The organism is Variovorax sp. J31P179 (assembly GCF_030316985.1).
Classification (GTDB): domain Bacteria; phylum Pseudomonadota; class Gammaproteobacteria; order Burkholderiales; family Burkholderiaceae_C; genus Variovorax; species Variovorax ginsengisoli_B.
The window spans coordinates 343733-367197 of the sequence record NZ_JASZYL010000005.1; the positions used below are offsets into that span (position 1 = coordinate 343733).

The 23465-nt window shown below is 66.1% G+C and carries 23 protein-coding genes and 1 pseudogene; 11 read left to right on the forward strand and 13 right to left on the reverse strand.

The features are described 5' to 3' along the window. Window positions 1–95: 95 nt before the first annotated feature. From QTI17_RS15455 to rfbB, 6 genes are all read right to left on the reverse strand, one after another. Window positions 96–1178, reverse strand: coding sequence for an IS630 family transposase (locus tag QTI17_RS15455; RefSeq protein ID WP_286534166.1), 1083 nt, complete (start codon window positions 1176–1178; stop codon window positions 96–98). A gap of 184 nt (window positions 1179–1362) precedes the next feature. Continuing rightward, window positions 1363–3267, reverse strand: coding sequence for a glycosyltransferase family 39 protein (locus tag QTI17_RS15460; RefSeq protein ID WP_286534167.1), 1905 nt, complete (start codon window positions 3265–3267; stop codon window positions 1363–1365). 69 nt (window positions 3268–3336) lie between these two features. After that, window positions 3337–3882 (reverse strand): dTDP-4-dehydrorhamnose 3,5-epimerase, encoded by a 546-nt coding sequence (gene rfbC / locus QTI17_RS15465; protein WP_286534170.1) that lies wholly within the window; start codon window positions 3880–3882, stop codon window positions 3337–3339. Further along, a complete protein-coding gene (rfbA, locus tag QTI17_RS15470) occupies window positions 3879–4766 on the reverse strand; it encodes a glucose-1-phosphate thymidylyltransferase RfbA (protein WP_286534171.1) in 888 nt (295 codons plus the stop codon). The genes rfbC and rfbA overlap by 4 nt, the downstream gene beginning before the upstream one ends. A gap of 18 nt (window positions 4767–4784) precedes the next feature. Then, a complete protein-coding gene (gene rfbD / locus QTI17_RS15475) occupies window positions 4785–5675 on the reverse strand; it encodes a dTDP-4-dehydrorhamnose reductase (RefSeq protein ID WP_286534173.1) in 891 nt (296 codons plus the stop codon). Next, entirely contained in the window at window positions 5672–6751 is a 1080-nt protein-coding gene (gene rfbB, locus QTI17_RS15480) for a dTDP-glucose 4,6-dehydratase (RefSeq protein ID WP_286534174.1), read from the reverse strand. The genes rfbD and rfbB overlap by 4 nt, the downstream gene beginning before the upstream one ends. Before the next feature lie 160 nt (window positions 6752–6911). Between rfbB and QTI17_RS15485 the strand changes: the two genes are divergently transcribed. The 4 genes from QTI17_RS15485 (at window position 6912) to QTI17_RS15500 (ending at window position 9335) form a co-directional block, all read left to right on the forward strand. Further along, a complete protein-coding gene (locus QTI17_RS15485) occupies window positions 6912–7382 on the forward strand; it encodes a phasin family protein (protein WP_286534177.1) in 471 nt (156 codons plus the stop codon). A 115-nt stretch (window positions 7383–7497) separates the two neighbouring features. Beyond that, window positions 7498–8172, forward strand: coding sequence for a TetR/AcrR family transcriptional regulator (locus QTI17_RS15490; protein WP_286534179.1), 675 nt, complete (start codon window positions 7498–7500; stop codon window positions 8170–8172). Between the two features lie 15 nt (window positions 8173–8187). Continuing rightward, window positions 8188–9018, forward strand: a complete 831-nt coding sequence (locus QTI17_RS15495) for a tetratricopeptide repeat protein (protein ID WP_286534180.1) — start codon at window positions 8188–8190, stop codon at window positions 9016–9018. 62 nt (window positions 9019–9080) lie between these two features. Then, complete coding sequence (locus tag QTI17_RS15500) at window positions 9081–9335, forward strand: acyl-CoA-binding protein (RefSeq protein ID WP_286534182.1); 255 nt, start codon at window positions 9081–9083, stop codon at window positions 9333–9335. A gap of 12 nt (window positions 9336–9347) precedes the next feature. Here the strand turns inward: QTI17_RS15500 and QTI17_RS15505 are convergent, their stop codons facing one another. From QTI17_RS15505 to QTI17_RS15515, 3 genes are read right to left on the reverse strand one after another with little or no spacing between them, the layout of a single operon-like run. Next, a complete protein-coding gene (locus QTI17_RS15505; protein WP_286534183.1) occupies window positions 9348–9650 on the reverse strand; it encodes a polyhydroxyalkanoic acid system family protein in 303 nt (100 codons plus the stop codon). Next, window positions 9643–10785, reverse strand: coding sequence for an aminopeptidase (locus QTI17_RS15510; RefSeq protein WP_286534185.1), 1143 nt, complete (start codon window positions 10783–10785; stop codon window positions 9643–9645). Before QTI17_RS15510 ends, QTI17_RS15505 begins: the two co-directional genes overlap by 8 nt. Then, window positions 10782–12848 carry a molybdopterin-containing oxidoreductase family protein gene (locus tag QTI17_RS15515; RefSeq protein ID WP_286534186.1) on the reverse strand — a complete coding sequence of 689 codons (2067 nt, stop codon included), beginning with the start codon at window positions 12846–12848 and terminating at the stop codon, window positions 10782–10784. Before QTI17_RS15515 ends, QTI17_RS15510 begins: the two co-directional genes overlap by 4 nt. A gap of 73 nt (window positions 12849–12921) precedes the next feature. Here QTI17_RS15515 and QTI17_RS15520 point away from each other — a divergent pair, with 73 nt between their 5' ends. Then, window positions 12922–14046 (forward strand): ABC transporter substrate-binding protein, encoded by a 1125-nt coding sequence (locus QTI17_RS15520; RefSeq protein ID WP_286534189.1) that lies wholly within the window; start codon window positions 12922–12924, stop codon window positions 14044–14046. On the opposite strand, the gene QTI17_RS15525 is transcribed toward QTI17_RS15520, so the two are convergent. Further along, on the reverse strand, window positions 14043–15137 hold the full coding sequence (locus QTI17_RS15525; protein ID WP_286534191.1) for a M14 family metallopeptidase: 1095 nt from the start codon (window positions 15135–15137) through the stop codon (window positions 14043–14045). The two genes, QTI17_RS15520 and QTI17_RS15525, sit on opposite strands and share 4 nt — an antisense overlap. Continuing rightward, a complete protein-coding gene (locus QTI17_RS15530) occupies window positions 15134–16348 on the reverse strand; it encodes a M20 aminoacylase family protein (protein ID WP_286534193.1) in 1215 nt (404 codons plus the stop codon). Before QTI17_RS15530 ends, QTI17_RS15525 begins: the two co-directional genes overlap by 4 nt. 153 nt (window positions 16349–16501) lie before the next feature. Here QTI17_RS15530 and QTI17_RS35230 point away from each other — a divergent pair. The 4 genes and pseudogenes from QTI17_RS35230 to QTI17_RS15545 all read left to right on the forward strand — a co-directional run. Then, a pseudogene (locus tag QTI17_RS35230) lies at window positions 16502–16612 on the forward strand (IS481 family transposase); the annotation flags it as partial. Between the two features lie 662 nt (window positions 16613–17274). Continuing rightward, window positions 17275–18528, forward strand: a complete 1254-nt coding sequence (locus QTI17_RS15535; RefSeq protein ID WP_286534195.1) for a hypothetical protein — start codon at window positions 17275–17277, stop codon at window positions 18526–18528. A gap of 122 nt (window positions 18529–18650) precedes the next feature. Further along, entirely contained in the window at window positions 18651–19859 is a 1209-nt protein-coding gene (gene argE / locus QTI17_RS15540; protein ID WP_286534197.1) for an acetylornithine deacetylase, read from the forward strand. Window positions 19860–19872: 13 nt separating this feature from the next. Further along, complete coding sequence (locus QTI17_RS15545; RefSeq protein WP_286534198.1) at window positions 19873–21096, forward strand: DUF445 domain-containing protein; 1224 nt, start codon at window positions 19873–19875, stop codon at window positions 21094–21096. A 12-nt stretch (window positions 21097–21108) separates the two neighbouring features. On the opposite strand, the gene QTI17_RS15550 is transcribed toward QTI17_RS15545, so the two are convergent. Further along, window positions 21109–21882: a type III pantothenate kinase gene (locus tag QTI17_RS15550; protein WP_286522095.1), complete on the reverse strand. Its 774-nt coding sequence runs from the start codon at window positions 21880–21882 to the stop codon at window positions 21109–21111. A 123-nt stretch (window positions 21883–22005) separates the two neighbouring features. Between QTI17_RS15550 and lysM the strand changes: the two genes are divergently transcribed. Continuing rightward, complete coding sequence (gene lysM / locus QTI17_RS15555; RefSeq protein WP_286534200.1) at window positions 22006–22467, forward strand: peptidoglycan-binding protein LysM; 462 nt, start codon at window positions 22006–22008, stop codon at window positions 22465–22467. Between the two features lie 36 nt (window positions 22468–22503). Here the strand turns inward: lysM and QTI17_RS15560 are convergent, their stop codons facing one another. Continuing rightward, window positions 22504–22956, reverse strand: a complete 453-nt coding sequence (locus QTI17_RS15560; protein ID WP_286534201.1) for a rhodanese-like domain-containing protein — start codon at window positions 22954–22956, stop codon at window positions 22504–22506. Window positions 22957–23034: 78 nt separating this feature from the next. On the opposite strand from QTI17_RS15560, the gene QTI17_RS15565 reads away from it, so the two are divergent. Further along, window positions 23035–23460 (forward strand): ribbon-helix-helix domain-containing protein, encoded by a 426-nt coding sequence (locus tag QTI17_RS15565; RefSeq protein ID WP_286534204.1) that lies wholly within the window; start codon window positions 23035–23037, stop codon window positions 23458–23460. Window positions 23461–23465: the final 5 nt, after the last annotated feature.

Here is a 23465-nt window from a genome sequence, read left to right on the forward strand (position 1 = left end):
TGGAGGCCGTCGGCAGGCCACCGCCCTGTTCAAGTCACCGCCAGTTCCCACTCCCGTGAGCGCCCGCTAGTGCAGTGCGCCACCTAAATATGTACTTATCTATTCAGCGCCAGCGCCGCCTTAGCTCGCGTAACCTTGGCGAGGATGTCGGTCGCGCTCTTGGTCCAGATGAACGGTTTGGGGTTGGCGTTGTGGTGGGCCACGTACAGATCGATGGCCAATTCCAGCTCAGGCACGCTGGTGAAGCTGTCTCGTCGGATGCGGTTTTCCCAGATGTCGCGGAAGAAGCGCTCGACCATGTTCAACCACGACGCGCTCGTGGGCGTGAAGTGCATGACGAAGCGCGGGTGCTTGGCGAGCCAGGCCTGCACGTCGGGGTGGGTGTGGGTGCCGTAGTTGTCCACGATCAGGTGCAGCTGCAGGTGCTTGGGCGTCTTGCGCTGGATCAGGCGCAGGAACTGCAACCACTCCGCGTGCCGGTGTTGCTGTTGGCACATCGAGATCACGGTGCCGTCCAGGGTGTTCAAGGCGGCAAACAGTGTGGTCGTGCCGTGGCGCTTGTAGTCATGCGTGACGGTGCCGGCGCGGCCTTTCTTCATCGGCAAGCCCGGCTGGGTGCGGTTGAGCGCCTGGATCTGGCTCTTCTCGTCGCAGCTCAGAACCAGGGCGCGCTCGGGTGGATTCAAGTACAGCCCGACGACGTCCAGCAGCTTGTCCTCGAAGCGCGGATCCCGCGAGAGCTTGAAGCTGCTCTGGCGATGCGGCTTCAGGCCGTTGCGCTTCCACACCCGGCGGATGGTTGTCGCACCTACACCAAGCTGCGCGGCCAGCGTGCGCGTGCTCCAGTGAGTGGCCGCGATGGGCTTTTCGTGAAGCGTCTTGTCCACGATGCTCGACTCAAATTCGGGGGTGGTCACGCTGGGGGTGCGCCCGGGGCGCGGAGCATCGTGCTTCAGGGCCTCCACCCCGCCTTCCAGGAAGCGCTGGCGCCACAAGGCCACCTGGCGCCGATCGAGATCGACCTCCACTGCGATGTCCTTGTTCTGCCTGCCCTCAGCGGCGAGCAACACAATCTTGGCGCGTTGCTGCACACGGGCCTCGACGCGGCCTCGCCGCGCCAATGCCGTCAACTCTCGTTGAACAGCAGCATCCAGTTCGATCCTTGGGGCAATGCGCATGACGACCTCCATCGAGGTCGGAGTGTGCCGTATCGATTAAGTTCCGCTATTTCGAGCGCACTACACTAGCTCGCATTTTTCATCGTCGCTCCTTCGATGGCGCGATTGGTTCGTGCAGACTGCTCCAAAATATCGCGGCGACCTATGGACGGCGAGTGCACGCGATGGCGTTGTCGCGGCTCACTCACTGCGTTGTCCCGTAGACATTGACAGCACCAGAGTTCCATCGGCGAATGAAGCCTCTGCCGCTGACCACGATCGAGTTCTCGGGTGCTGGATTGACCACGAAGATCGCGCAAGGCTCGAAGCCTACGTCGCCTGCTTGATGCGCGAGCTTTTTCCGGGAGACATTGGTGACGTTGACATGCTCCAAGCGGAGGTCGGGGCCAATCTTCTCCTTCAGCATCACCCACAGCGGATATTCCCAATCGTCGCCGCCGATCATCAGCCCGACGTCGCGGCACTGCATCTCAGCGATCGCCTGCGCGGCAGCGCCATAGGGGCTTTCAACGCTGGGGTTTTTGAAGAAATACTGATGCGTTCTGCCAGTATCAAAAATGCCGCTCGCACTCAGGACCGGTTTCGTTGCAGAAAATACGAACGAGGGCAGCGAGGCCAATATCAGCAAAACAAGCAAGATGCTGCCGAGTTCGAAGCGCCTCCATCGTGCAAGCATGAGGCCGACAAAAGGCGCCCACAGGACGAACATCGGAAGCTGCAGACGGCTATGCCATGGCTGCCACTTCAGGTAAGTGCTGAAAAAGAGAAAAGCGAAGACGATCGAACCCGCATAGATGCTGACCCGCCAGTGCTTTCCGGGCTGCGAAAGATAGATCACCAGCGCAATCACGATGAGCAGCAAAGGCGCTGTGTTTCCGGCGTCATCTTCATTGTGCGAATCCCGGACGTGAAATTCCGTACCGGGCCACGTGGTCCGGGGATCCTTCGGTGAGATCCCCAGGCGCTCGTGAACCTTGTAGATGATCTTTTCGGTTGCCCGATCGACCGGTTCGTAGATCGCCAGATTCAAGCCCAAATTTCGAAGCACGTTGGAAGTGATCGCGGCGGGACTCAGCAACTGGTTGGCATAGACAAAATCTCCACCCTCGGACCCCGGCCCCAGCGGGCTGCCATACATCTCGAAATTTCGAGCATAGTGCGGCACATTGACGACCACGGCCACGACAAGCGCCCCGCCGACCAGCACCAACTTTCGTCTGTCGCGTTGACGGAGCGAGGAGAGAACCAGCCAGGCGACAAACGAAAACGCGAAGACATAAGCGGTCCCCTTGGTCAACAGAGCTAGACCCAGTGCCAATCCCACGCCCAGGGCATGCAGTGCGTCGGCTTTCTCTATCAGGCGCAACGAAAAATAGACCAGGCAGACAAGCCAGAACGCAACTGCGTAGTCTGTTTGCGTCGAGGTGCTCTGCAAGATGCCCATCGGGATCGACGCACAAACGGCTGCGGCAAAAACCTGCCCGCGCCGGGCAGCCCCCAACTCCTTGGCGATGAGCGAAACGCCCAGCACCGAGCCAGCCATCGCGAACCACTGGACGAAATTGGCCAACCGATCGCCGCCGGTTGCCAGTTGCAGATTCAGGATCGCATACTCTGCCCAGGGGTTCGAATGCAACTGCCTCAAGATGGCCGTGGGATAGAAGTCGACGCTTCTGTTCTGGACCCAGTGAACCACCCGACTCATGTGGTAGGTCATGGAATCCCAGGTGTTCGGCGGGGCCACCCATGCCAGAACGGCGGTCGTCGCCAGCACTGCAGCCAAGTAGAACAGGATCAGCTTCTCGAAAGGCGAAGCCCGATTCGCAGGTGACGCCGCCTGGCGCCTCATGGGATGGGCCCTGCCGTAAATGAGGACTCCGATCGGCACGGTGCATGCGACCACCCAGGCCGCCAACAGCGGCCCGAACGCCAGAAGCTTCAGGAAGCTCAGAAACTCGGTCACGAGGAGGACCGCCGCACCCCAAAGTAGCGCGGCCAGCAGGAATGACGCACGCCACTCGCTGGCAGTTGTTTTTCGCAGGGCGAAGAAGCAGAGAAGCGGGAATATCAGCAGTATTGAAATCGGCATGTGATTACTGTGTCGGCCAGCTGTGTACTGTCGTCCGTCGCACGAGCAGGCGCAGCTCTCGCGCAACGCCTAGGCGAAAAACTCGGCCTGCGACCAACCGTCACCGGCCCGGTCTTTGGCCGACAACTGAACCTCGCCTACCTCGGGCCATTCGATGCCAATCGTCGGATCATTCCAGACGAGGCAACGCTCATGCGAGGGCGCGTAGTAGTCCGTCGTCTTGTACAAGAACTCTGCCGTTTCACTCATGACCAGAAACCCGTGAGCAAAACCAACGGGAATCCATAACTGTTTCTGGCTCTGAGCATCGAGTTCGACTCCGACCCATTTCCCAAAAGTGGGCGAAGACCTGCGGATATCTATGGCCACGTCGAACACGGCGCCTTGAACCACCCGCACCAACTTCCCTTGCGGCTGCCGAATTTGGTAGTGCAAGCCTCGCAGCACGCCCTTGACGGATCGCGAATGATTGTCCTGCACGAACGTCACGTGTTGCCCTGCGGCCTCATCGAAGGCCTTCTGATTGAAGCTCTCAAAGAAGAACCCGCGGGCATCGCCAAACACCTTCGGTTCGATGATGAGGACTTCAGGAATCGCTGTGGGCGTGACCTTCATGAGCGCACCTCGTCGGTCAGAAGGTGATTCAGGTACTGGCCGTATCCGCTCTTCTCTAGCGGTTTCGCCAACACTGCCAGTTGCTCGCTGGTGATGAACCCATTGCGCCACGCAATCTCTTCCGGACAAGCGATCTTCAACCCCTGCCGATGCTCCAGCGTCGCAATGAACTGCCCCGCTTCCAGCAAGCTCTCATGGGTCCCCGTATCCAGCCACGCGTATCCGCGCTGCATGATCTGCACATTGAGCTTGCCGAGATCCAGGTACGCCTGGTTGACAGCCGTGATCTCCAGTTCCCCACGCGCGCTCGGCCTGACCGCCTTGGCGATGTCGATCACGTGGTTGTCATAGAAATAGAGCCCCGTGACCGCATAGCTGCTCTTGGGCTCGAGCGGCTTCTCCTCGATGCTGCTGGCCTTGCCGTTCGCATCGAAAGCCACCACGCCATACCGCTCCGGATCCTGCACGTGATACGCGAACACCGTCGCACCCGCGTCCTGCTTGTCGGCCTCGGAGAGCAGGTGCACCAGATCGTGCCCGTAGAAGATGTTGTCCCCCAGCACCAGCGCGCTGGGCGAATTCCCTACGAACTTGTCGCCGATGATGAAGGCCTGCGCCAGCCCGTCCGGGCTCGGCTGCACCGCGTACTGCAGGTTGATCCCCCACTGGCTGCCGTCGCCCAGAAGCTGCTGGAAGCGCGGCGTGTCCTGCGGCGTGCTGATGATCAGGATGTCGCGCATGCCGCCCAGCATCAGCGTGCTCAGAGGGTAGTAGATCATCGGCTTGTCGTAGACAGGCAGAAGCTGCTTGCTCACTGCCAGCGTGGCCGGGTGCAGCCGCGTGCCGGAGCCGCCGGCAAGGATGATGCCTTTGCGTTGGGTCATTCTTTGGGGAGTCGTGAGTTAGAGGATTTCGGCCAGCATGCGCGCGACGCCAAGCTGCCAGTGGGGCAGCTTGAGACCGAACGTGGACTGCAGCTTGTCCGTGTTCAGCCGTGAATTGTGGGGGCGTACGGCTGGCGTGGGGAACGCGCTGGTCGGCACCGCATCCACCGCCTCGGGCGAAGCCCTGAGCTCAACCCCTGCCGCCCTTGCCTGCGCCAGCACGAAGCGCGCATAACCGTGCCAGGTGGTCTCGCCGCCCGCCACGAGGTGGTACAGCCCCGCCTTGGCCGGATCGGCCAGGGTCGCGCGGATCGCATGAGCCGTCACGTCGGCCAGCAGCTCCGCCCCGGTCGGTGCGCCGAACTGGTCGTCGATCACGGTCAGACGGTCACGCTCCTTGGCCAGCCGCAGCATCGTCTTGGCGAAGTTGCCGCCGCGCGCCGCATAGACCCAGCTGGTCCGGAAGATCAGGTGCCGCACGCAGTGCAGCGCGACCAAGAGCTCACCTTCGAGCTTCGTGCTGCCGTAGACGCTGAGCGGCGCCGTGAGGTCGTCCTCGAGCCAGGGCTTGTTGCCGCTGCCATCGAATACGTAGTCGGTCGAGTAGTGCACCATCAGGGCGCCGACTTCCTGCGCCGCCTGTGCCACCACGCCCGGTGAGGTCGCATTCAGCTTGCGCGCGAATTCCGGCTCGCTCTCGGCCTTGTCGACCGCGGTGTGCGCCGCCGAATTGACTACCACGTCGGGCCGCACCTTCAGCACCGTTTCGGCCAGCTGTTCCGGGCGGCTGAAATCGGCATGGAAGTCGGTGCTGTCGAAATCGAGCGCCACCACCTCGCCCAGGGGCGCCAGGCTGCGCTGCAGCTCCCAGCCCACCTGCCCGCCCTTGCCGAGCAGCAGCAGCTTCATGCCGCCGCCTTGGCGGGCGCAGCGTCGTACTGCTTCTGCACCCATTCGCGGTAGGCACCGCTCTGCACGTTGGCCACCCATTCGCCGTTGGCGAGATACCACTCGACGGTCTTGCGGATCCCGGTGTCGAAGGTCTCGGCAGGCTTCCAGCCCAGTTCGCGCTCGAGCTTGCGCGCATCGATCGCGTAGCGGCGGTCGTGGCCCGGGCGGTCGGTGACGTAGATGATCTGCTCGCGGTAGCTCTTGCCGTCGGCCCGCGGACGCAGCTCGTCGAGCAGCGCGCACACGGTGTTGACGATCTCGATGTTGGGCTTCTCGTTCCAGCCGCCGACGTTGTAGGTCTCGCCGAGCCGGCCGGCTTCGAGCACGCGGCGGATCGCGCTGCAATGGTCCTTGACGTAGAGCCAGTCGCGCACCTGCATGCCGTCGCCATACACCGGCAGCGGCTTGCCGGCCAGCGCGTTGACGATCATCAGCGGGATCAGCTTCTCGGGGAAGTGGAAGGGGCCGTAGTTGTTCGAGCAGTTGGTCGTCAGCACCGGCAGCCCATAGGTGTGGTGCCAGGCCCGCACCAGATGGTCGCTGGCTGCCTTGCTGGCCGAGTACGGGCTGTTGGGCTCGTACTTGTTCTCTTCGGTAAAAGCCGGGTCGGTCGCCGAGAGCGAGCCGTAGACCTCGTCGGTCGACACGTGCAGGAAGCGGAAGGCGGCCTTCTGGTCGGCCGGCAGCGCGCTCCAATAGCCGCGCACCGACTCCAGCAGCCGGAAGGTGCCGAGCACGTTGGTCTGCACGAAGTCCTCGGGGCCGTGGATCGACCGGTCGACGTGGGACTCGGCCGCGAAGTTGACGATGGCGCGCGGCTTGTACTCGGCCAGCAGCCGGTCGAGCAAGGCGCTGTCGCCGATGTCGCCCTGCACGAAGACGTGCTTCGGATTGCCGTCGAGCGACGCCAGGGTCTCGAGATTGCCCGCGTAGGTCAGCTTGTCCAGGTTAACCACGGCCTCCCCCTGTTGATCAGCCCAGTCGAGAACGAAATTGGCGCCGATGAAGCCGGCGCCCCCGGTTGCCAGGATCATGGGGGTCCCTCTTTATTGTCGAATGTCAAATGTCGCCTGTGGCGGCGCTCGAACCCATGATTATCCCATTCGCGAATGTTTCATTTTGCAGCTAGGACCTTCGCTCTACACCGACCCCCGGCCGCCGCGCTAGAGTGGCTAACCATCCCAAGGAAGACCCATGCCGACCTCCGACGACGACAAACCCTCCGACCGCATCAAGGACTCCGCCCAGCAGATCTGGCTCGCGGGCCTGGGTGCCTTCGCCAAGATGCAGCAGGAAGGCAGCAAGGCCTTCGAAGCCCTGGTCAAGGATGGGGCCGGCGTGCAGAAGAAGACCCAGCAGGCCGCCGAAGAAACCCTGGCCCAGGCGCAGGCCCGGATGGCCGGCTTCGCCAGCGAGTTCGGCACCAAGGCCGCGGGCGGGTGGGGCAAGCTCGAGAACATCTTCGAGGACCGGGTCGCCCGCGCCCTCGAAAAGCTCGGCGTGCCGTCGGCCGACGAAGTCGCGGCCCTGCGGGCCCGGGTCGAGGCGCTCGAGGCGCAGCTCAAGCGCCAGGCCAGCGCCGCCGCGCCCCGCAAGACCGCCGCGCGCAAGACCTCGGAGCCGGCCAAGCCTTCGCAGCGGCACAAGCCGGGCGGCGCCGGCTGAAGCGCCCTGACCGGACCCTGAGCGCCCGCGCGGCGCTCGCCCACCGGCGCGCCGCCTCCCCTGCTTTCGCGGACTTGCGCTAGAGTGCTCCCCACGAGACAAACGGGGCTACGACATGGCCAAAAAAGCGCCACGCCGCACTGCGCAACGCATCCTCGAAGCCGCACTTGACCTGTTCAACCGCTTCGGGGAACCGAACGTCTCCACCACCCTGGTCGCCGGCGAGCTCAACATCAGCCCCGGCAATCTCTACTACCACTACCCCGCCAAGGACGAGCTGATCAACCGGCTCTACGAGGGCTATGAAACCGAACTGCTCGAACTGCTGCATGCCAGCGAGGGCGTGCACGACGTCGAAGACGCCTGGTTCTTCATGCACAGCCTGTTCGAGCTGATCTGGCGCTACCGCTTCCTCTACCGCGACCTGAACGACCTGCTCAGCAAGAACCGCCATCTCGAGACCCAGTTTCAGCTGGTGCTCAAGAACAAGGCCCGTGCCATCCGGGCCCTGATCGCCGGCCTGGGCCGCGCCGGCCACCTCGATATCGATGCGCGAGAGGTCGACACCCTGGCGCAGAGCATGGTGGTGGTGCTGACCTACTGGCTCAGCTACGAATACGTGCGCAACCCGCGCGAGGCCCTGGAGCCGGCGCACGCCCAGGGGGCGCTGATGCGCGGCGCCCACCACACCCTGCACCTGCTGGCGCCCTATCTCGCCACCGAGCAACGCCGCCACCTGCTGGCGCTCAGCAGCGCTTATGCTGGCGAAGATCAATCCGCGACGGCCTGACACCTCATAGAGCGAATGAATCCTCCCCCACCCGACCCGCTTTCGCTGCTTTCGTCCCGGGAACCCGATACGGTGGGGCAATGGACCCGGCTGCCCTACCGCGACGGGCCTCGCTTCAACGCCGCCGACCTGCACCTGCACTGGCCCCGGCTGCATGTCGGTCAGGGCCTGCCGACGCCACCGCAGGGTCCGCTCGCCGAGGGCTGGGCGCTCTATCACAGCGGGGATTTCGAACGCGCCGCCGCGCTCGGGCTGGCGCACGCGCCGGACGGCCTGGCGCTCGCCAACCAGGCGACGGCGATCTACGCCAACTACCTCGAGCCGCGCGAATCCGTGCGGCAGGCGCTGTTCAAGCAGGTGGCCGAGCGCGCCACCGCGCAGCTCGCGTCGGACCCGGACGATTGCCAGGCCCTGTACTGGCAGGCCTACGCGCTGGGGCGCTACAGCCAGGGCATCAGCGTGGCGCGGGCCCTGGCGCAGGGCCTCGGGACCAAGGTCAAGGGCGCGCTCGAGCACCTGATCGCGCTGCGGCCGCAGCACGCCGACGCCCACGTGGCGCTGGCGGCCTTTCACGCCGAGGTGATCGACAAGGTCGGCTCGCTGGTGGGCCGCATGACCTACGGCGTGCGCACCGACGCCGCCGTCTCGTTGTTCGAGCGCGGGCTCCAGCTCAACCCCCACTCGGCCAGCGCGCTGATCGAATACGCCCGCGGCCTGCTGATGCTGCACGGCGATTCGCGCATGCCCGAGGCCACCCGGCTCTACGAGCGCGCGGCCCACCTCGAACCGGCCGACGCGCGAGAGCGGCTCGATGTCGAGCTGGCGCGGGCCGGACTGATCGATTGATTTATCTCAACGGCGCCGTCACTTAAGATCGCGCTTCGTTCCTCATCACGCTCCCATCTTTCATGTCCGACCTGAACGCCCTGTTCGAATCCGCCCAAGCCAACTCCAAGCTGCTCGCCGAGCGCCCGGACAACCCCACCCTGCTGAAGATCTACGGCCTGTTCAAGCAGGCCACGGCCGGCGACAACGCCGAGAAGAAGCCCAGCTTCAGCGACATCGTGGCGCGCGCCAAGTGGGACGCCTGGACCGCACGCAAGGGATTGAGCGCCGACGAGGCGAAGCAGCAGTACATCGACCTGATCGAGTCGCTGCGCTGAACGGCGCCCGGCTCAGGCCGGTGCCGCGCCGGCCAGCAATTCGTCGAGGCTGCTTGCGAGCCGCTGCTCGATCTGCCCGCTGAAAGCCGCGAACAGGAATCCCAGCGTGGCCTCGAGCCGGAGGCGGTCGGCGCCGACCTCGACCCGGCCATCGACCCCGTCGCGAGTGAATGCCGCCTGGTCGCCATCCGCCCCTTCGACATAGCGGCACTCCAGGCCGTACGCCTCCTCGGCCTTGCGCATCCACCGGCGCGCGACCTCCCGGGCACCGGCCAGGCCGAGTTGGTGGGCGCGTTCGATCACGATGTCAGCCACCTCGGCCTCCTTGTTGTTGTTGATCTGTCGGGGCGCCCGCCGTCGCCGGCGCGGCCTCGGTCCGCAGCGCTTGCCGGCGCTCGGCCTTGGGCATTTCGGCCAGCCGCTTGACCGCCGCGTAAAAGCGCGGCCAGTCTTCGCCTTCGCGCTCGAACAGGGCCTCGAAGCCCGGCACCAGCTCGTCGTAGGCGGCCTGGGCGCCGAACATCGCGTTGTTGGCCCGCGCCACCCAGCCGTCGTAGACGCCCTGCCGCGGACCGGTCCAGCCTTCGCGCAGCTTCGCGTAGCGTTGCCGGAAATCGGCCATCGCGTCGGCCTTCATCGCGTCGACCGCCGGCCAGTCCTGCGCCTTGGCCGCGGGCGAACCATAGACCGCCTCCAGCGCCCGCCGCGTCTCGGCCGTGAGCGCGCGGAACTGCTGGCGGCGGCCATCGAACTGCGCGTAGTCGAGCCGCGCCGCCTCGCTCGCACGCGTGCGCAGCCATCGGGCCCCGCCGATGCGTTCCACCGCGGTCGCGAAGGACTCGTTGAACATGGTGTCGTCGGGCACGTACAGCACCTGGTGCGCGAGTTCGTGGAACACCAGCCGGGCCAGCTCGCCTTCCGGATAGCCGATGAAGGTGGACAGCAACGGATCGCCGCCGGCCCAGTTCATCCAGCCCAGTGTCGAGTACGCCGGCACCGGGTAGACGGCGGTCTCCAGGCCCTGCGACTGCTGGGCGGCGGCCTCGGCATTGGCGGCGGCCTCGTCGTAGTAGCCGCGGTAGCCGACGCAGCCCGCCACCGGGAAGCACCAGGTCTTCAGGGTCAATGCGTGCGGCGGTGCGGCGACCACGTTCCACAGCGCTGCGTTGCGGTGCAGGTCGGCATAGGACTTGTAGCTGTCGTTGTCGGGCAGACCGAGTTCGGCCACCGCGAACTGGCGGATGCGCTGCGTCAGCGCCAGCTTGGTCTTGAGCGCCTCCGACGTGGCCGGATCGTCGAGCCACTCGGGCACCGGCCGGGCGGCGCGCATCAGACCCAGGTGCCCGCTGGCCGACTGCCAGTAGTAGCCGAGGTCGGCACAGCCCGCCAGCAGCGCCGACGCGGCGAGCACCGCCAGCGCTGCTGCCGCGCCGCGCCTGCCAAACCTCATGACGCGGCCGGCTCGGGGACCGCGACGGCTTCGACCTCGACCAGGCAGTCGTAGAAGGTCGGCCCGCGCCCGATGTCGGTCAGCCGCTGGCTGGTGAGCTGGTTGACATTGGTGCCGTCGAGCCCGAGCTTGCGCCACCAGATGCCCAGGCCATGCACCACGCCGGGCCGGGCGCGGCGCGAGATCTCGGCGCGGCAGCGGTGCTCGCCGCGCTGGTTGAAGATGCGCACCGTGGCGCCGTCGGCGATGCCGCGCGCGGCCGCGTCGGCGGCGTGGATCTCGAGCAGCGGCTCGCCCTCGATCGCGCGCAGGCTGCGCACGTTGACGAAGCTCGAGTTGAGGAAGTTGCGCGCCGGCGGCGAGATCATCGCCAGCGGGAACTCGGTCGAGCTGCCGAAGGCCTCGTGGTTGGGCAGGTGGTCGGGCAGCCCGTCCTGGCCCATCGCCGCCAGCGCTTCGCTGAAGAACTCGCAACGCCCGGAGGCGGTCGGGAAGTTGCCTTCGGCAAAGGGCGCGTCCGGCAGCTTCAGCGTCGCGAAACCCTGCGCCTGCAATTCCCCGAAGTCGACCACCTCGGGCGCGAAGGCGCTGCGGCAGACGGCCTCGTCGCCGTCGGAGAAACACGGCTCGTCGAAGCCCATCCGGCGCGCCAGTTCGCGGAAGACCCAGGTGTTGCTGCGGGCCTGGCCGCGCGGCGCGACGGCCGGCTGGTTCAGCAGCACGTCGGTGTGGCCGTAGCTGGTGTGGATGTCCCAATGCTCGAGCTGCGTGGTGGCGGGCAGCAGGTAGTCGGCATAGTCGGCGGTGTCGGTCTGGAACTGCTCCAGCACCACCGTGAAGAGATCCTCGCGCGCGAAGCCGGCCACCACCTTGCCCGAGTCGGGCGCGACCGCGACCGGGTTGCTGTTGTAGACGATCAGCGCCTCGACCGGATTCGCCGTGTCGGTCAGCGCGTCGCCGATGGTGCTCATGTTGATGGTCCGCGGCCGGCGCCCCGCCAGCAGGTCGGGCCGCTGCAGGGCCGCCCGATTCACGGGGTACTGGCCGGAGCTGCTCAGCAGCAGCCCGCCGGCCCGCTCGCGCCAGGCGCCGACCAGCGCCGGGAGGCAGGCCACGGCGCGCGCCGCATTGCCGCCGCCGCGCACCCGCTGCATGCCGTAGTTGAGCCGGATCGCGGCCGGCCGGGTGGTGCCGTAGGCGCGCGCCAGCGCCACGATCTGTGCCTCCGGCACGCCGCAGACCGCGGCGGCGCGGGCCGGCGGCCACTGGAGCGCGCGCGCGCGCAGCTTGTCCCAGCCGATGGTGTGGCGCTGGATGTAGTCGTGGTCGAGCCAGTCGTTCACGATCAGCTCGTGCATCAGGGCCAAAGCCAGCGCGGCGTCGGTGCCCGGCAGCAGCGCCACGTGCTCGTCGCACTTGTCGGCGGTCTCGGTCTTGCGTGGATCGATGCACACCAGCCGCGCGCCGGCCCGTTTCGCGGCCTGCGCATGGCGCCAGAAATGCAGGTTGCTGGCGATCGAGTTGCTGCCCCAGATCAGGATCAGGCGGGCTTCGGCAAAGAATTCGACCCGCATGCCCACCTTGCCACCCAAAATAAAACTTAAGGCTTCACCCCCAGCGGTCGAGCAGATCGTGCGGTCCAGCAGCGACGCCCCGAGCTTGTGGAAAAAACGACGATCCATCGACTCTCCCTGCACAAGACCCATCGTTCCGGCGTAACTGTAGGGGAGAATCCCTTGGGGATTGTTACCTTTCAATACATTCAGGCGGGAAGCGATGACGTCGAGCGCCGCGTCCCAGCTCACCGGCTCGAAGCGGCCGCTGCCCTTGGGCCCAGCGCGCTTCATCGGCTGGACCAGGCGCTCGGGGTGGTCGTTGCGCTCGATGTAGCGCGAGACCTTGGTGCAGAGCACGCCGGCGGTGTGCCGGTGGTCGGGATTGCCTTGCAGCTTGACGGCCACGCCGTCCTGCACGGTGGTCACGAGGGCACAGGTATCGGGGCAGTCGTGCGGGCAGGCGCCGAGCACCTGGGTCACTGAATTCGAGGGGGTGGGGGAAGTCATTGTTCGACCGGAGCGAAGACCAACCCGCAAGTCTAGTTTGAACGATGCGAACACGCGCAAAGGGGTATTCACGATGATCAGCCGCAGACAATTTTCAATCGCCACCGGCGCCGCGGCGCTGGCCGGCTTCCAGCCGGCGCGGGCGCAGAGCGAGACGCCGATCATCCTCGGCCAGTCCGCCCCCTTCACCGGGCCGGCCGCGCAGCTGGGCATCCAGTTCTACGAAGGCGCCAAGCTCTACCTCGACCAGTACAACGCCCAGCCGGGCCATCGCGACGTGCAGATCAAGTTCCTGGACGACGGCTACGAGCCCGACCGCTGCGCGGCCAACACCAGGAAGCTGATCGACGAGGAGGCCTTCGCGCTGTTCGGCTACATCGGCACGCCGACCAGCCTGGCGGCGCTGCCGCTGGCGGTCAACGCGAAAGTGCCGTTCATCGCCCCCTTCACCGGCGCGATGGCGTTGCGTGAGCCCTTCCACAGGAACGTCTTCCACCTGCGCGCCTCGTACAACGACGAGACCGCGCTGATCGTCAAGCAGCTCACCCACCTGGGCCTCAAGAAGATCGCGGTCTTCTACCAGAACGACGCCTACGGCAAGGCCGGGCTCGACGGCGTGACCCTGGCGCTGGCGCAGCTCGACCTGAAGCCGACCGCGCTCGCCACGGTCGAGCGCAACTCGGTGGATGTCGCCGCCGCGGTGAGGACCATCGCCGCCGCGAAGCCGGACGCCGTGGTCCAGGTCAGCGCCTACAAGTCATGCGCCGCCTTCATCCGCGAAGCCCGCAAGGCAGGCTACGGCGGCACCTTCTTCAACGTGTCCTTCGTCGGCACGCAGGCGCTGTCGGACGAGCTCGGCAAGGACGGCGCCGGCGTGGTCGTGACGCAGGTCGTGCCTTCGCCCTACAACGCGGCGAACGCCATCACACGCGAATTCAACGAGGCCCAGCGCAAGAGCGGCGGCGCCACCAAGGCCAACTTCTCGAGCCTGGAAGGCTATATCGCTGCCAAGGTGCTGGTCGAGGGGCTGCGCCGGGCGCCCGGCAAGGTGACGCGCGACAGCCTGATCGCCGGTCTGGAGAGCATCGACCGGCAGCAGTTCGGCGGCTTCGAGGTCTCGTTCTCGCCGCGCAACCACGTGGCGTCGAAGTTCGTCGAACTGTCGATGCTCACCGGCGACGGCCGGATCAGGACTTAGCTCGCGAGCCCATCCACCGCCTGGAACATCGCCTGCCTGGCCTGGCTGATGATCTGGCCGCGCCAGCCGTCGGTGTCGGTGTAGAAGGCCTCCAGCATCTGGGCCCGGATCGAAGCGGCCAGTTCGGGCGGCGCTTCGGGGTGCTTGTGCAGCCAGTGGTCGGCCCTGAGCGCGCCCACCACCTGCATCACCGGGACCGTGCCGTATTCGAGCGCGATGCCGGTGTATTCGGCCTCGGGGCATTCCTCGTAGATCGAACTCCACATCAGGCCGGTCAGGAAGGCCGAGGTCGAGGAACCGTCGTAGATCGATGTCACCGGCGCCGCCGGCGTGCCCCACCACGCGTTGGCGCGCGCATAGGCGGCCTTGTCGTCGCGGCAGGAAAAGATCCGCTCGCCGAGGCCGTTCGGGCCCAGCCCCGTGTGGAGGTCGATCCAGGCCAGCCGGCGGGCCGCCTGCACCTGCGTGCGCAGAACCTTGCGCAGCGTGTCGTTGCTCCAGGTCGGCGCCTTGCCACCGAAGAACAGGCCGTCGTCGAACTGGTACTGGCCGCGGGTCACGGCCGCCTGGTAGGCGGTGGGGCCGTTCTTCTCGATCCAGGCGCCGAGGGCGGCCTCGTTGGCCGCGGTCGGCGGCCATTGTTCGGGCAGCAGCAGCGCGTGGATTTCCGCATAGTCCTTGTTGACCGGCAGCGGCTTGGCGAAATCGAAGAAGTTGCGGTTCAGGTCGCAGTTCTCGTGGGTCACGCGGCGGCCGTGCGAGAACCCGTGCGGGTTGAGCGCATGCACGTACAGCACGGCCACGCCCTGCGCCCTGGCCTTCTCGCGCCACTCTGCGTCATGCAGGGCGAACACCTGCACGCCGCTGCCGCAGTGGCCCTCGACGCCATGGCAGGCGCTGGTGACGATCAGCATGCGCTCGGCCTGCGGGTCGCCATCGAGCGCGACGTCCATCGCGAGCTCTTCGCCGTCGCGTCCCTTCAGCGGGTGGACATGCGAGCGCACCGCGAGGCCGGCGCTGTCGCAGCCCTGCAGGAACTTCTGGCGGGCCTGCGCATAGCGCGCGGAGAAGGCTTCTGCGATGCCGATCATGCCGCGCCCCCTTCCGCCAGCTTCGGGCCGTTGAGGAACTGTTCGGCCAGCTGCACCCAGCAGGTGGCGCCGAGCGGGATCAGGTCGTCGTTGAAGTCGTAGCTCGCGTTGTGCAGCAGGCACGGGCCGCCGCCGTGGTGCATGGCGCGATGGCTGCCGTCGCCGTTGCCGATGAAGGCATAGGCGCCCGGCCTGGCCAGCAGCATGAAGGCGAAGTCTTCGGCGGTCATGGCCGGCTCCTGCACCAGCACGTTGTCGGCGCCGACGATGCCGGCCATCACGCGGCGGGCGAAGTTCGCCTCGGCGGCCGAGTTGATGGTCGGCGGGTAGTTGCGGTGGAAGCGGAAGTCGCACTCGGCCTCGTGGGCCGCGCAGACATGTTCGGCCACGGTCTTCATGCGCGACTCGATCAGGTCCAGCACCTCGAGCGAGAAGGTGCGCACCGTGCCCTTGATCTCGCAGCTGTCGGGGATCACGTTGCTGGCCTCGCCGCCGTGGATCATCGTGACCGAGATCACGCCGGGATCGGTCGGCTTCTTGTTGCGCGTGATGATGGTCTGGAAGGCCTGCACCATCTCGCAGGCCACCGGCACCGGGTCGATGCCGGTGTGCGGCAGCGCCGCATGGCCGCCCTTGCCCGTGATCCTGATGGTGAACTCGTTGCTCGAGGCCATGGCCGGCCCGGGGCTGACCGCGAACTGGCCGGCCTTCATGCCGGGCCAGTTGTGCATGCCGAACACCGCCTCCATCGGGAACTGCTCGAACAGGCCCTCCTTGATCATCTCGCGGGCGCCGCCGCCGCCCTCCTCGGCCGGCTGGAAGATCAGGTAGACCGTGCCGTCGAAGTTGCGGTGCTTCGCCAGGTGCTGCGCCGCCGCCAGCAGCATCGCGGTGTGGCCGTCGTGGCCGCAGGCGTGCATCTTGCCGTGGTGCTGGCTGGCGTGCTCGAAGGTGTTGAGTTCGGTCACCGGCAGCGCGTCCATGTCGGCGCGCAGGCCGACGGCGCGCTCGCTGCTGCCGTTCTTGACGATGCCGACCACCCCGGTTGTGCCGAGCCCGCGGTGGATCGGAATCCCCCACTCGGTCAGCTTGGCCGCCACCACGTCGGCGGTGCGCACTTCTTCGAAGCAGAGTTCGGGATGGGCATGCAGGTCGCGTCGGACCGCGGCGATGCCGGCCGCCTGGGTGACGAGGGAATCGATGAGTTTCATGGGCAAGAGTCTAGGCTTTGCGGATAGAGCCCGCAAAGATCGTGCCCTGGACCAGGTGTGAAGCTTCAATGGGTTGTGTCCGGTGTTCATCCGGATTGGGTTTGAGAGACTGGAAGTCGCCAAACACCCAATCCACTCAGGACGCCCAACCGGATGAGCACCCACAAGCATGCCCGAATTACCTTCGCCCGCCGCATCGAAATGGTCAAAAAGATGACTTTGGAAGGCGTGGATGCCATGCGAGCCCCGGCCGCACACGGCGTCCGAATCAGGTCGGGCCCGGGCCGGCCTCGACAAGTTCTTCTCCATGCGCCAGGACCCACCCCGCCTGACCCCGGGAAGTTTGAATGATGAGCAGACGCTGAGGGCAACCGGGATTAAGTGCGCTTATTCACAGTTTTCTGCGAATTTTCTAGGCGATTGTGCGAAGTATGGACAACAAAACTGTCACTGAGCGCGCTTATTCCCAGTAGTCAGTAATATTTCGTCAACTCGGGACATGCGTCAAACTGGGAATAAGCTCACTTATTGTCAGTTACATGAATGGATTCGACGTAGCACCTCAAACGGCCCGGCTTTTCCCGCTCCTTTCCGCGGGCTTTGCGCAGAAGACGTACAAATGAGAATAAGCACACCTACTCCCAGTTGCAAGCACCCTTCATTTCAGAAATTTTGTGCTCCATGAAGTGTCAAAATCGCCAGATAACCGTTCATAAGCGCGCTTATTCCCAGTTGCTCGCATGGCCGTTTTCGCCAGTTTTCAGCCTATTTTTCGAACTTGTTACCAGGAACTCTCACATTTATCAGCCATTTGGACGGAAACCGGGGGGATTGCGCCTCTCGCGGACAATGAGACACGAGCCGCTTTTGAGACATGTGCCGGAGATGGCCCGAGTCCACTACCCAGCCCCCACCGTAGAAACACTATGAGCAGCAATCCAGACTTGAGCCGCGACAAAAACCCGCACGGCGATCGCGGCGAATTCGACTTTCCAGGTGAGCCCGAATCCTCCGCGAGCCGAGGCAAACCCAACAAATCCCGCCGACAGGTCACCGCCAAGACCGCAGTCAAATACCGCCGGAACTTTGGTATGATGATTGAACGCGCCGCGGCCGCCCTTAACTTAGACCCGGACCTCGTCACGGTTTCCGATCTAATCGTGCAATTGCGCAGCGACGAGACGCTCACCACCGCCACCAAAGTTACCTACAAAGCCTCGATCAAATGGGCACTAAAGCAGCCCGACATCGAATTCCCGCACGAGTCCCGCGAGCAGGGTCTCGAACTCATTGGCGCCTTCAACCTACGTGATCAACAGATCGTACGAAACACCCGCGTTTCAGCCCGGGCAATCCCCAAAGAGGATCTGGGGCCAGTTTTAAACGGCCTCCTGAGTGCTCGTTCGTCCCCCCGCAATTGGGCTGCCAAGACCACCGCTTGGCTCGTCGCAGGAATTGCCACTGGCGCGCTCCCAGGCGAATGGCGATCAGCGTACTGGCTCGATCGAGAGCGCGGAATCCTTCGGCTCCCGAATGCAAAACTGAGAAAGCAGGCTCCAATCAGCTGGCAGCACATTCCAGAGCGTCTCCTGAATCTTGCAGATGTCGACCTCGCCGCGGAAATCCCCATCGACCCAAAGAAGGTCTCGGCGGTGATCTCCGCGGCCAAGCGGCACTCAGACATGCTGGCCCGGAACCTGGCCTTCTTCGATCAGGCTGAGGCGGGAACCGATGCGAGCAATGCCATAGCGATTGAAACGCTTCGTCGGCTCCGCAGATGGGAACTCCAAAACGCCGGGCTCGCGTGGCGAGACATTAAAGTGCCATTCCGCTCCCGCGGCGCCATCGATGCCCACCTGACGAATATTCAGCAGTACCTGACCGGCGAAGCCGATGATGACGGCGAACCCACCTTCGACCGCCTCTATAACGGATGCCGACGCGCTCTGCGTGACGCTTGCGTGCGAGCCTTCGATGACGGCCGGCTCTACTCGCTCTTTGACACCCGCTCGACCGCCGCCGCCAACATGCAGGCGATCTTCGGCGCCGAAGCCGCGGCGGTGGTCATGGGCCACTACAAGAAGCGCAAGCGACCGATCAAGGAGAACGACGCCGGCGCGGATCGCCCGTTTCGTCACACGGGGCGATCCCCACCCGGCCCAGACGACACCCAAAACTAGCTCGACCAGCTGCGGACCTGTCTGCAGCTCATCCGGAGCCGGCCAATTGGGCGGGTCAGGCGAAGCGCTCGCCGCTTATCGATGTCCCAAGAAGTTTGGCAACTTCCGGGACAATGGTTCGCATGTCACAAGTGCTCTCCCCCCGCAGCCTCGAACTCGCGCAGACGCTGGTGCGCATGAACACCGTCAGCGCCAACAGCAATCTCGAGCTGATCGATTTCGCGCGCGACCACCTGGCCGGCCTCGGCGTGCGCAGCCGGCTCACCTACAACGCCGACAAGACCAAGGCCAACCTGTTCGCCACGCTGGGCGCCGGCAAGAAGGCCGGCGTGATCGTCTCCGGCCACACCGACACGGTGCCCTGGGACGGCCAGGACTGGAGCGTCGACCCGCTGTCGGCGATCGTGCAGGACTGGCCGGCCGACGACGCTGATGCCGAATCGGCACGGGTCGAGCCGCGCCTCTATGGCCGCGGCGCCGCCGACATGAAGAGCTTCATCGCGATCGCCCTGGCCAATGCCGAGCGCTTCATCGAGAGCGACTCGCCGTTCGCGGTCCACTTCGCCTTCAGCTACGACGAGGAAGTCGGCTGCTTCGGCGTCCGGGAGCTGATCGCCGACATGAAGGACCAGGGCATCAAGCCGCTGGCCTGCATCATCGGCGAGCCCACGCTGATGATCCCGGCGATCGCGCACAAGGGCGTCTACCGCTACAAGTGCTGCGTGCGCGGCAAGGAGGCGCATTCGTCGCTGACGCCGCAGTCGGTCAATGCGATCGAGATGGCGGCGCGGGTGGTCGGCAAGCTGCGCGACATGGCCGAGGGCTTCGAGCGCGACGAGCGGCGCTACGAGGGCTTCGACGTCCCCTTCAGCACCGCCAGCGTGGGCCAGTTCCACGGCGGCATCGCCGACAACGTGGTGCCGCGCGACGCCGAGTTCCGCTACGAGTTCCGCAACCTGCCGACCGCCGACGCGGCGCGGATGCAGAAGGAGGTCGCCGACTACGCCAGCCGCACCGAAGTCGCGATGAAGAAGGTCGCGCCCGATGCCGGCTTCAGCTTCGAGACCATCTGCGAGATCCCGAGCTTCCTGAGCTCCGCCGACGAGCCCGTGACCCGGCTCGCGCAGCGCCTCGCGAAGGAGTCGCGGACCACCCTGGTGGCCTTCGGCACCGAGGCCGGCCTGTTCAAGAACGCCGGCATCCCGACCGTGGTCTGCGGCCCGGGCAGCATCACCCAGGCGCACCAGCCCGACGAGTACGTCACGCTGGAGCAGCTGGCGCGCTGCGAGCAGTTCCTGCAGGGGCTGGCCGCGGCCAAGGAGATCCGCTGACCCGGCCCACGGCATGAAACGCATCGCGCTGGCCCTGCTGGGCGCTGCCGCGCTGCTCTATGCGCTGGCGACGGCGCTGGAGGCCCGCCATCCGGCCTGGGGCTACGTGGCGGCCTTCGCCGAGGCGGCGATGGTCGGCGCCATCGCCGACTGGTTCGCGGTGGTGGCGCTGTTCCGCCATCCGCTCGGCCTGCCGATCCCGCACACCGCGATCATCCCGGCCAACAAGGACCGCATCGGGGCCCGGCTCGCCGGCTTCATCTGCAACAACTTCCTGAGCACGCCGCAGGTGCTGGCCAAGCTGGCGCAGCTCGATCCGGCCGCCCGCCTGGCGGACTGGCTCTCGCGTCCCGAGAGCGCCGACAAGCTCGGCGGCCACCTGGTGGCGGCCGTGCGCTACGGCCTGACGGCCTTCGACGACACGAGGGTGCGCGACTTCCTCGGCCGGATGGCGGCGGCCGGGCTGGCGCAGGTCGACCTGGCCCGGCTGGCTGGCCAGGCGCTCGATGCGCTGACCGCGGGCGGACGCCATCATGCGCTGCTCGACGACGTGCTGCGCCAGGTCACGGCCGTGGTCGAGGGCGAGGAGATGCAGGAGCGCATCACCGAGGCGATCGCGCGCGAGATCAAGACCCTGCGCTATGTCGGCCTGGACCAGATGGCGGCCCGGCTGGCGACGCGCAAGATCGTGGCCGCGGCGGTCCACACCCTGGGCGAGATGGCGGCCGAGCCGGCGCATCCGCTGCGGCTGCGCTTCGACGCCTACATGACCGGCTTCGTCGAACGGCTCAAGACCGACCCCGAGTTCCAGCGCCGCGGCGAGGCGCTCCGGGCCGATCTGCAGGCCCATCCGGCACTCGGCGACTACCTGCACGGGCTGTGGAGCGAACTGCTCGCCTGGCTGCACGACGACCTCGCGAAGAGCGACTCCAGCATCCGGCAGCGGCTGGTCGCGATGGCCGGCACGCTCGGCGCACGGCTCTCGGCTGACGAGGCGATGCGGCGCTGGATCAACGAGCAGATCGTCGACGCCGCGCCGCGGGCGATCGAGCGCTACCGCGAGGACATCCGGCGCTACATCGTGGAGCGCGTGGCCGAGTGGAACGCCGACGAGATGACCGTTGAGCTCGAGCGCAACATCGGCCGGGACCTGCAGTTCATCCGGGTCAATGGCACGCTGGTCGGCGGGCTGGTGGGGCTGTTGATCCACACCGCCACGCAGCTATGGAAGGGCTGAGCGGCGAGCGCGTCAGCCGGCCAGCATCCGCTCCTGCGCGATCACCAGGAGGCCGTCCATGATCAGGCTGTCGACCAGCTCGAAATCGCCGTTCATGCTCGGCGCCATCTTCCAGCCCGCGCCGCCGGTCATGTAGCAGGCCGGCTCGGCACCGCAATGGGCCCGCACGTGCTGCACCATGCGCTCCACCGCGCCCGCGATCGCGTAGGTGCCGCCGCTGGTCAGGGCGTCGCTGGTGTTGGTCGGGAATTCGCGCACCTCGCCGGTCGGCACATGCAGCCCGGCAGTGCCGGACTCGAGCGCGCGCAGCATGATGCCGTGGCCGGGCAGGATCAGGCCGCCCAGAAACTTGCCGTGCACGTCCACCGCCTCGACCGTCACCGCGGTGCCGATCATCACGACCACCATCGGCCGCGGTGCGCCCTGCGTCATCATCCGGTGGCGCGCGCCGATCATGGCGACCCAGCGGTCGGCACCCAGCCGGGTCGGGTGGTCGTAGCCATTGACGATGCCGGCCTCGGCCTGGCTCGACACCACCCAGCGCGGCGAGCACTCGAAACGCTCCACCAGCTGCTCCTCGGCCCGGCGCCGCACCGCGTCGCCGGCGACCACGCAGCCGAGCATCGAATCGGGCGGCGGCAGGTCGGCCCACGGGCCCTCGGCCAGCCGCTCGATGTGGTCGAGGAACTCGGCGCCATGCGCGATCGGCACGGCGCCGGGCCGCGCCGCATCGTAGAGGGACCACTTGAGGCGGGTGTTGCCGATGTCGATCGCGAGGAATGCCATGCGCGGCATTATTGCGAGTTGTGCTTACGGCCGCTTGCACATTGCGACCGCGGCCTACGCGAAAGCGCCATCTTCCGCCGTTAAAGTGGTCCGTCCGATCCACCAAGGCAGAAGGAGAAAATCATGGGTTTGCTGAGTTTCATCAAGGAGGCTGGGGAGAAGCTGTTTGGCGGGTCGTCCGCGCACGCAGCCGAGCCGGACAAGGATGCGGCCGCCGCGGCCGCCATCAAGACCTACATCGAGACCCAGAACCTGGGCCTGACCGATCTCGCGGTCACCTATGTCGCGACCAGCGGGGTCGTGACGCTGTCGGGCAATGCGCCTTCGCAGGAAGCCAGCGAGAAGGCCTCGCTCGCCGCCGGCAACGTGGCCAACGTCACGCAGGTCGACAACAACCTGGTCGCGCCCGCTGCCGACCCGGCGCAGTACCACGACGTGGTTCGCGGTGACACGCTGTCGGCGATTTCCAAGAAGTACTACGGCGATGCCAACAAGTACAACGCGATCTTCGAGGCCAACAAGCCGATGCTGAGCCACCCGGACAAGATCTATCCGGGCCAGAAACTGCGGATCCCGAAGCTCTGAGTCCGCAAGGGCCGCGCCGGCCCGACCGGTGCGGCCTCAGCTTTGTTTCCAGGGCAGGCCGCGAAAGCGCCAGCCGCCCTGGCGGCCGCGGTGGCCCTCCTCGTCGGGATTGCCTTCGAAGCCTTCGAGGATGTTGTAGGCCTCGATGCCGAGTTCGGTGGCGCGCCTGGCGGCCGCCACCGAGCGCACACCGCTGCGGCACAGCATCACCGCCTTGAGGCCCGCCGGCACGGCCGCCCTCAGGCCGTCGTCAAAGCCGGGATTGAGTGCCATGCCCGGCCACTGCTTCCACGCCAGTCCCACCCCGCCCGGCACGTAGCCGACCCATTCGCGTTCGGCGTCGCTCCGCACGTCGACCAGCACGGCGTCGCCGCGGGCGACCCATTGCGCAGCCAGTTCAGGGGTCACGTCGCCCGCGTAGCCGGCGGCCGGGCGGATGTCGTCGCGGCCGGTGGCGACGGTCGGGGAAGAGCGGTCGGAATCAGTCATACCCGGATTCTTCACCAAATCGAGAACATGGATTTACCATCCCAACACCATCCACACGGATGGTGGTAGGATGGCGCCATGCAAATCCAGACCCCTCTTCCGGCCACCCGGCCCAAATTGCCCGAAGCCGAGAAGATCACCATCAACCTCGGCTACGTCGACCTCGGCCAGGTCGACCTGCTGGTGGCCGAGGGCTTCTATTCGAATCGCACCGATTTCATCCGCACCGCGATCCGCAACCAGCTGACCGCCCACGGCGAGGCGCTGAAGCAGGTGGTCGCCCGCAAGATGCTGGTGCTCGGGCTGCAGCAGTTCAGCGCCGCCGACCTCGAGGCCGTGCGCCGCGCCGGCGAGAAGCTCGAGATCCGCGTGCTCGGACTGGCCACGATCTCGGCCGACGTCACGCCCGAGCTCGCGCTCGAGACCATCGGGTCCGTCACGGTGCTCGGCGCCCTGCATGCGAGCGCCGCGGTCAAGGCCGCACTGGCCGATCGTCTGCGTTGATGCCC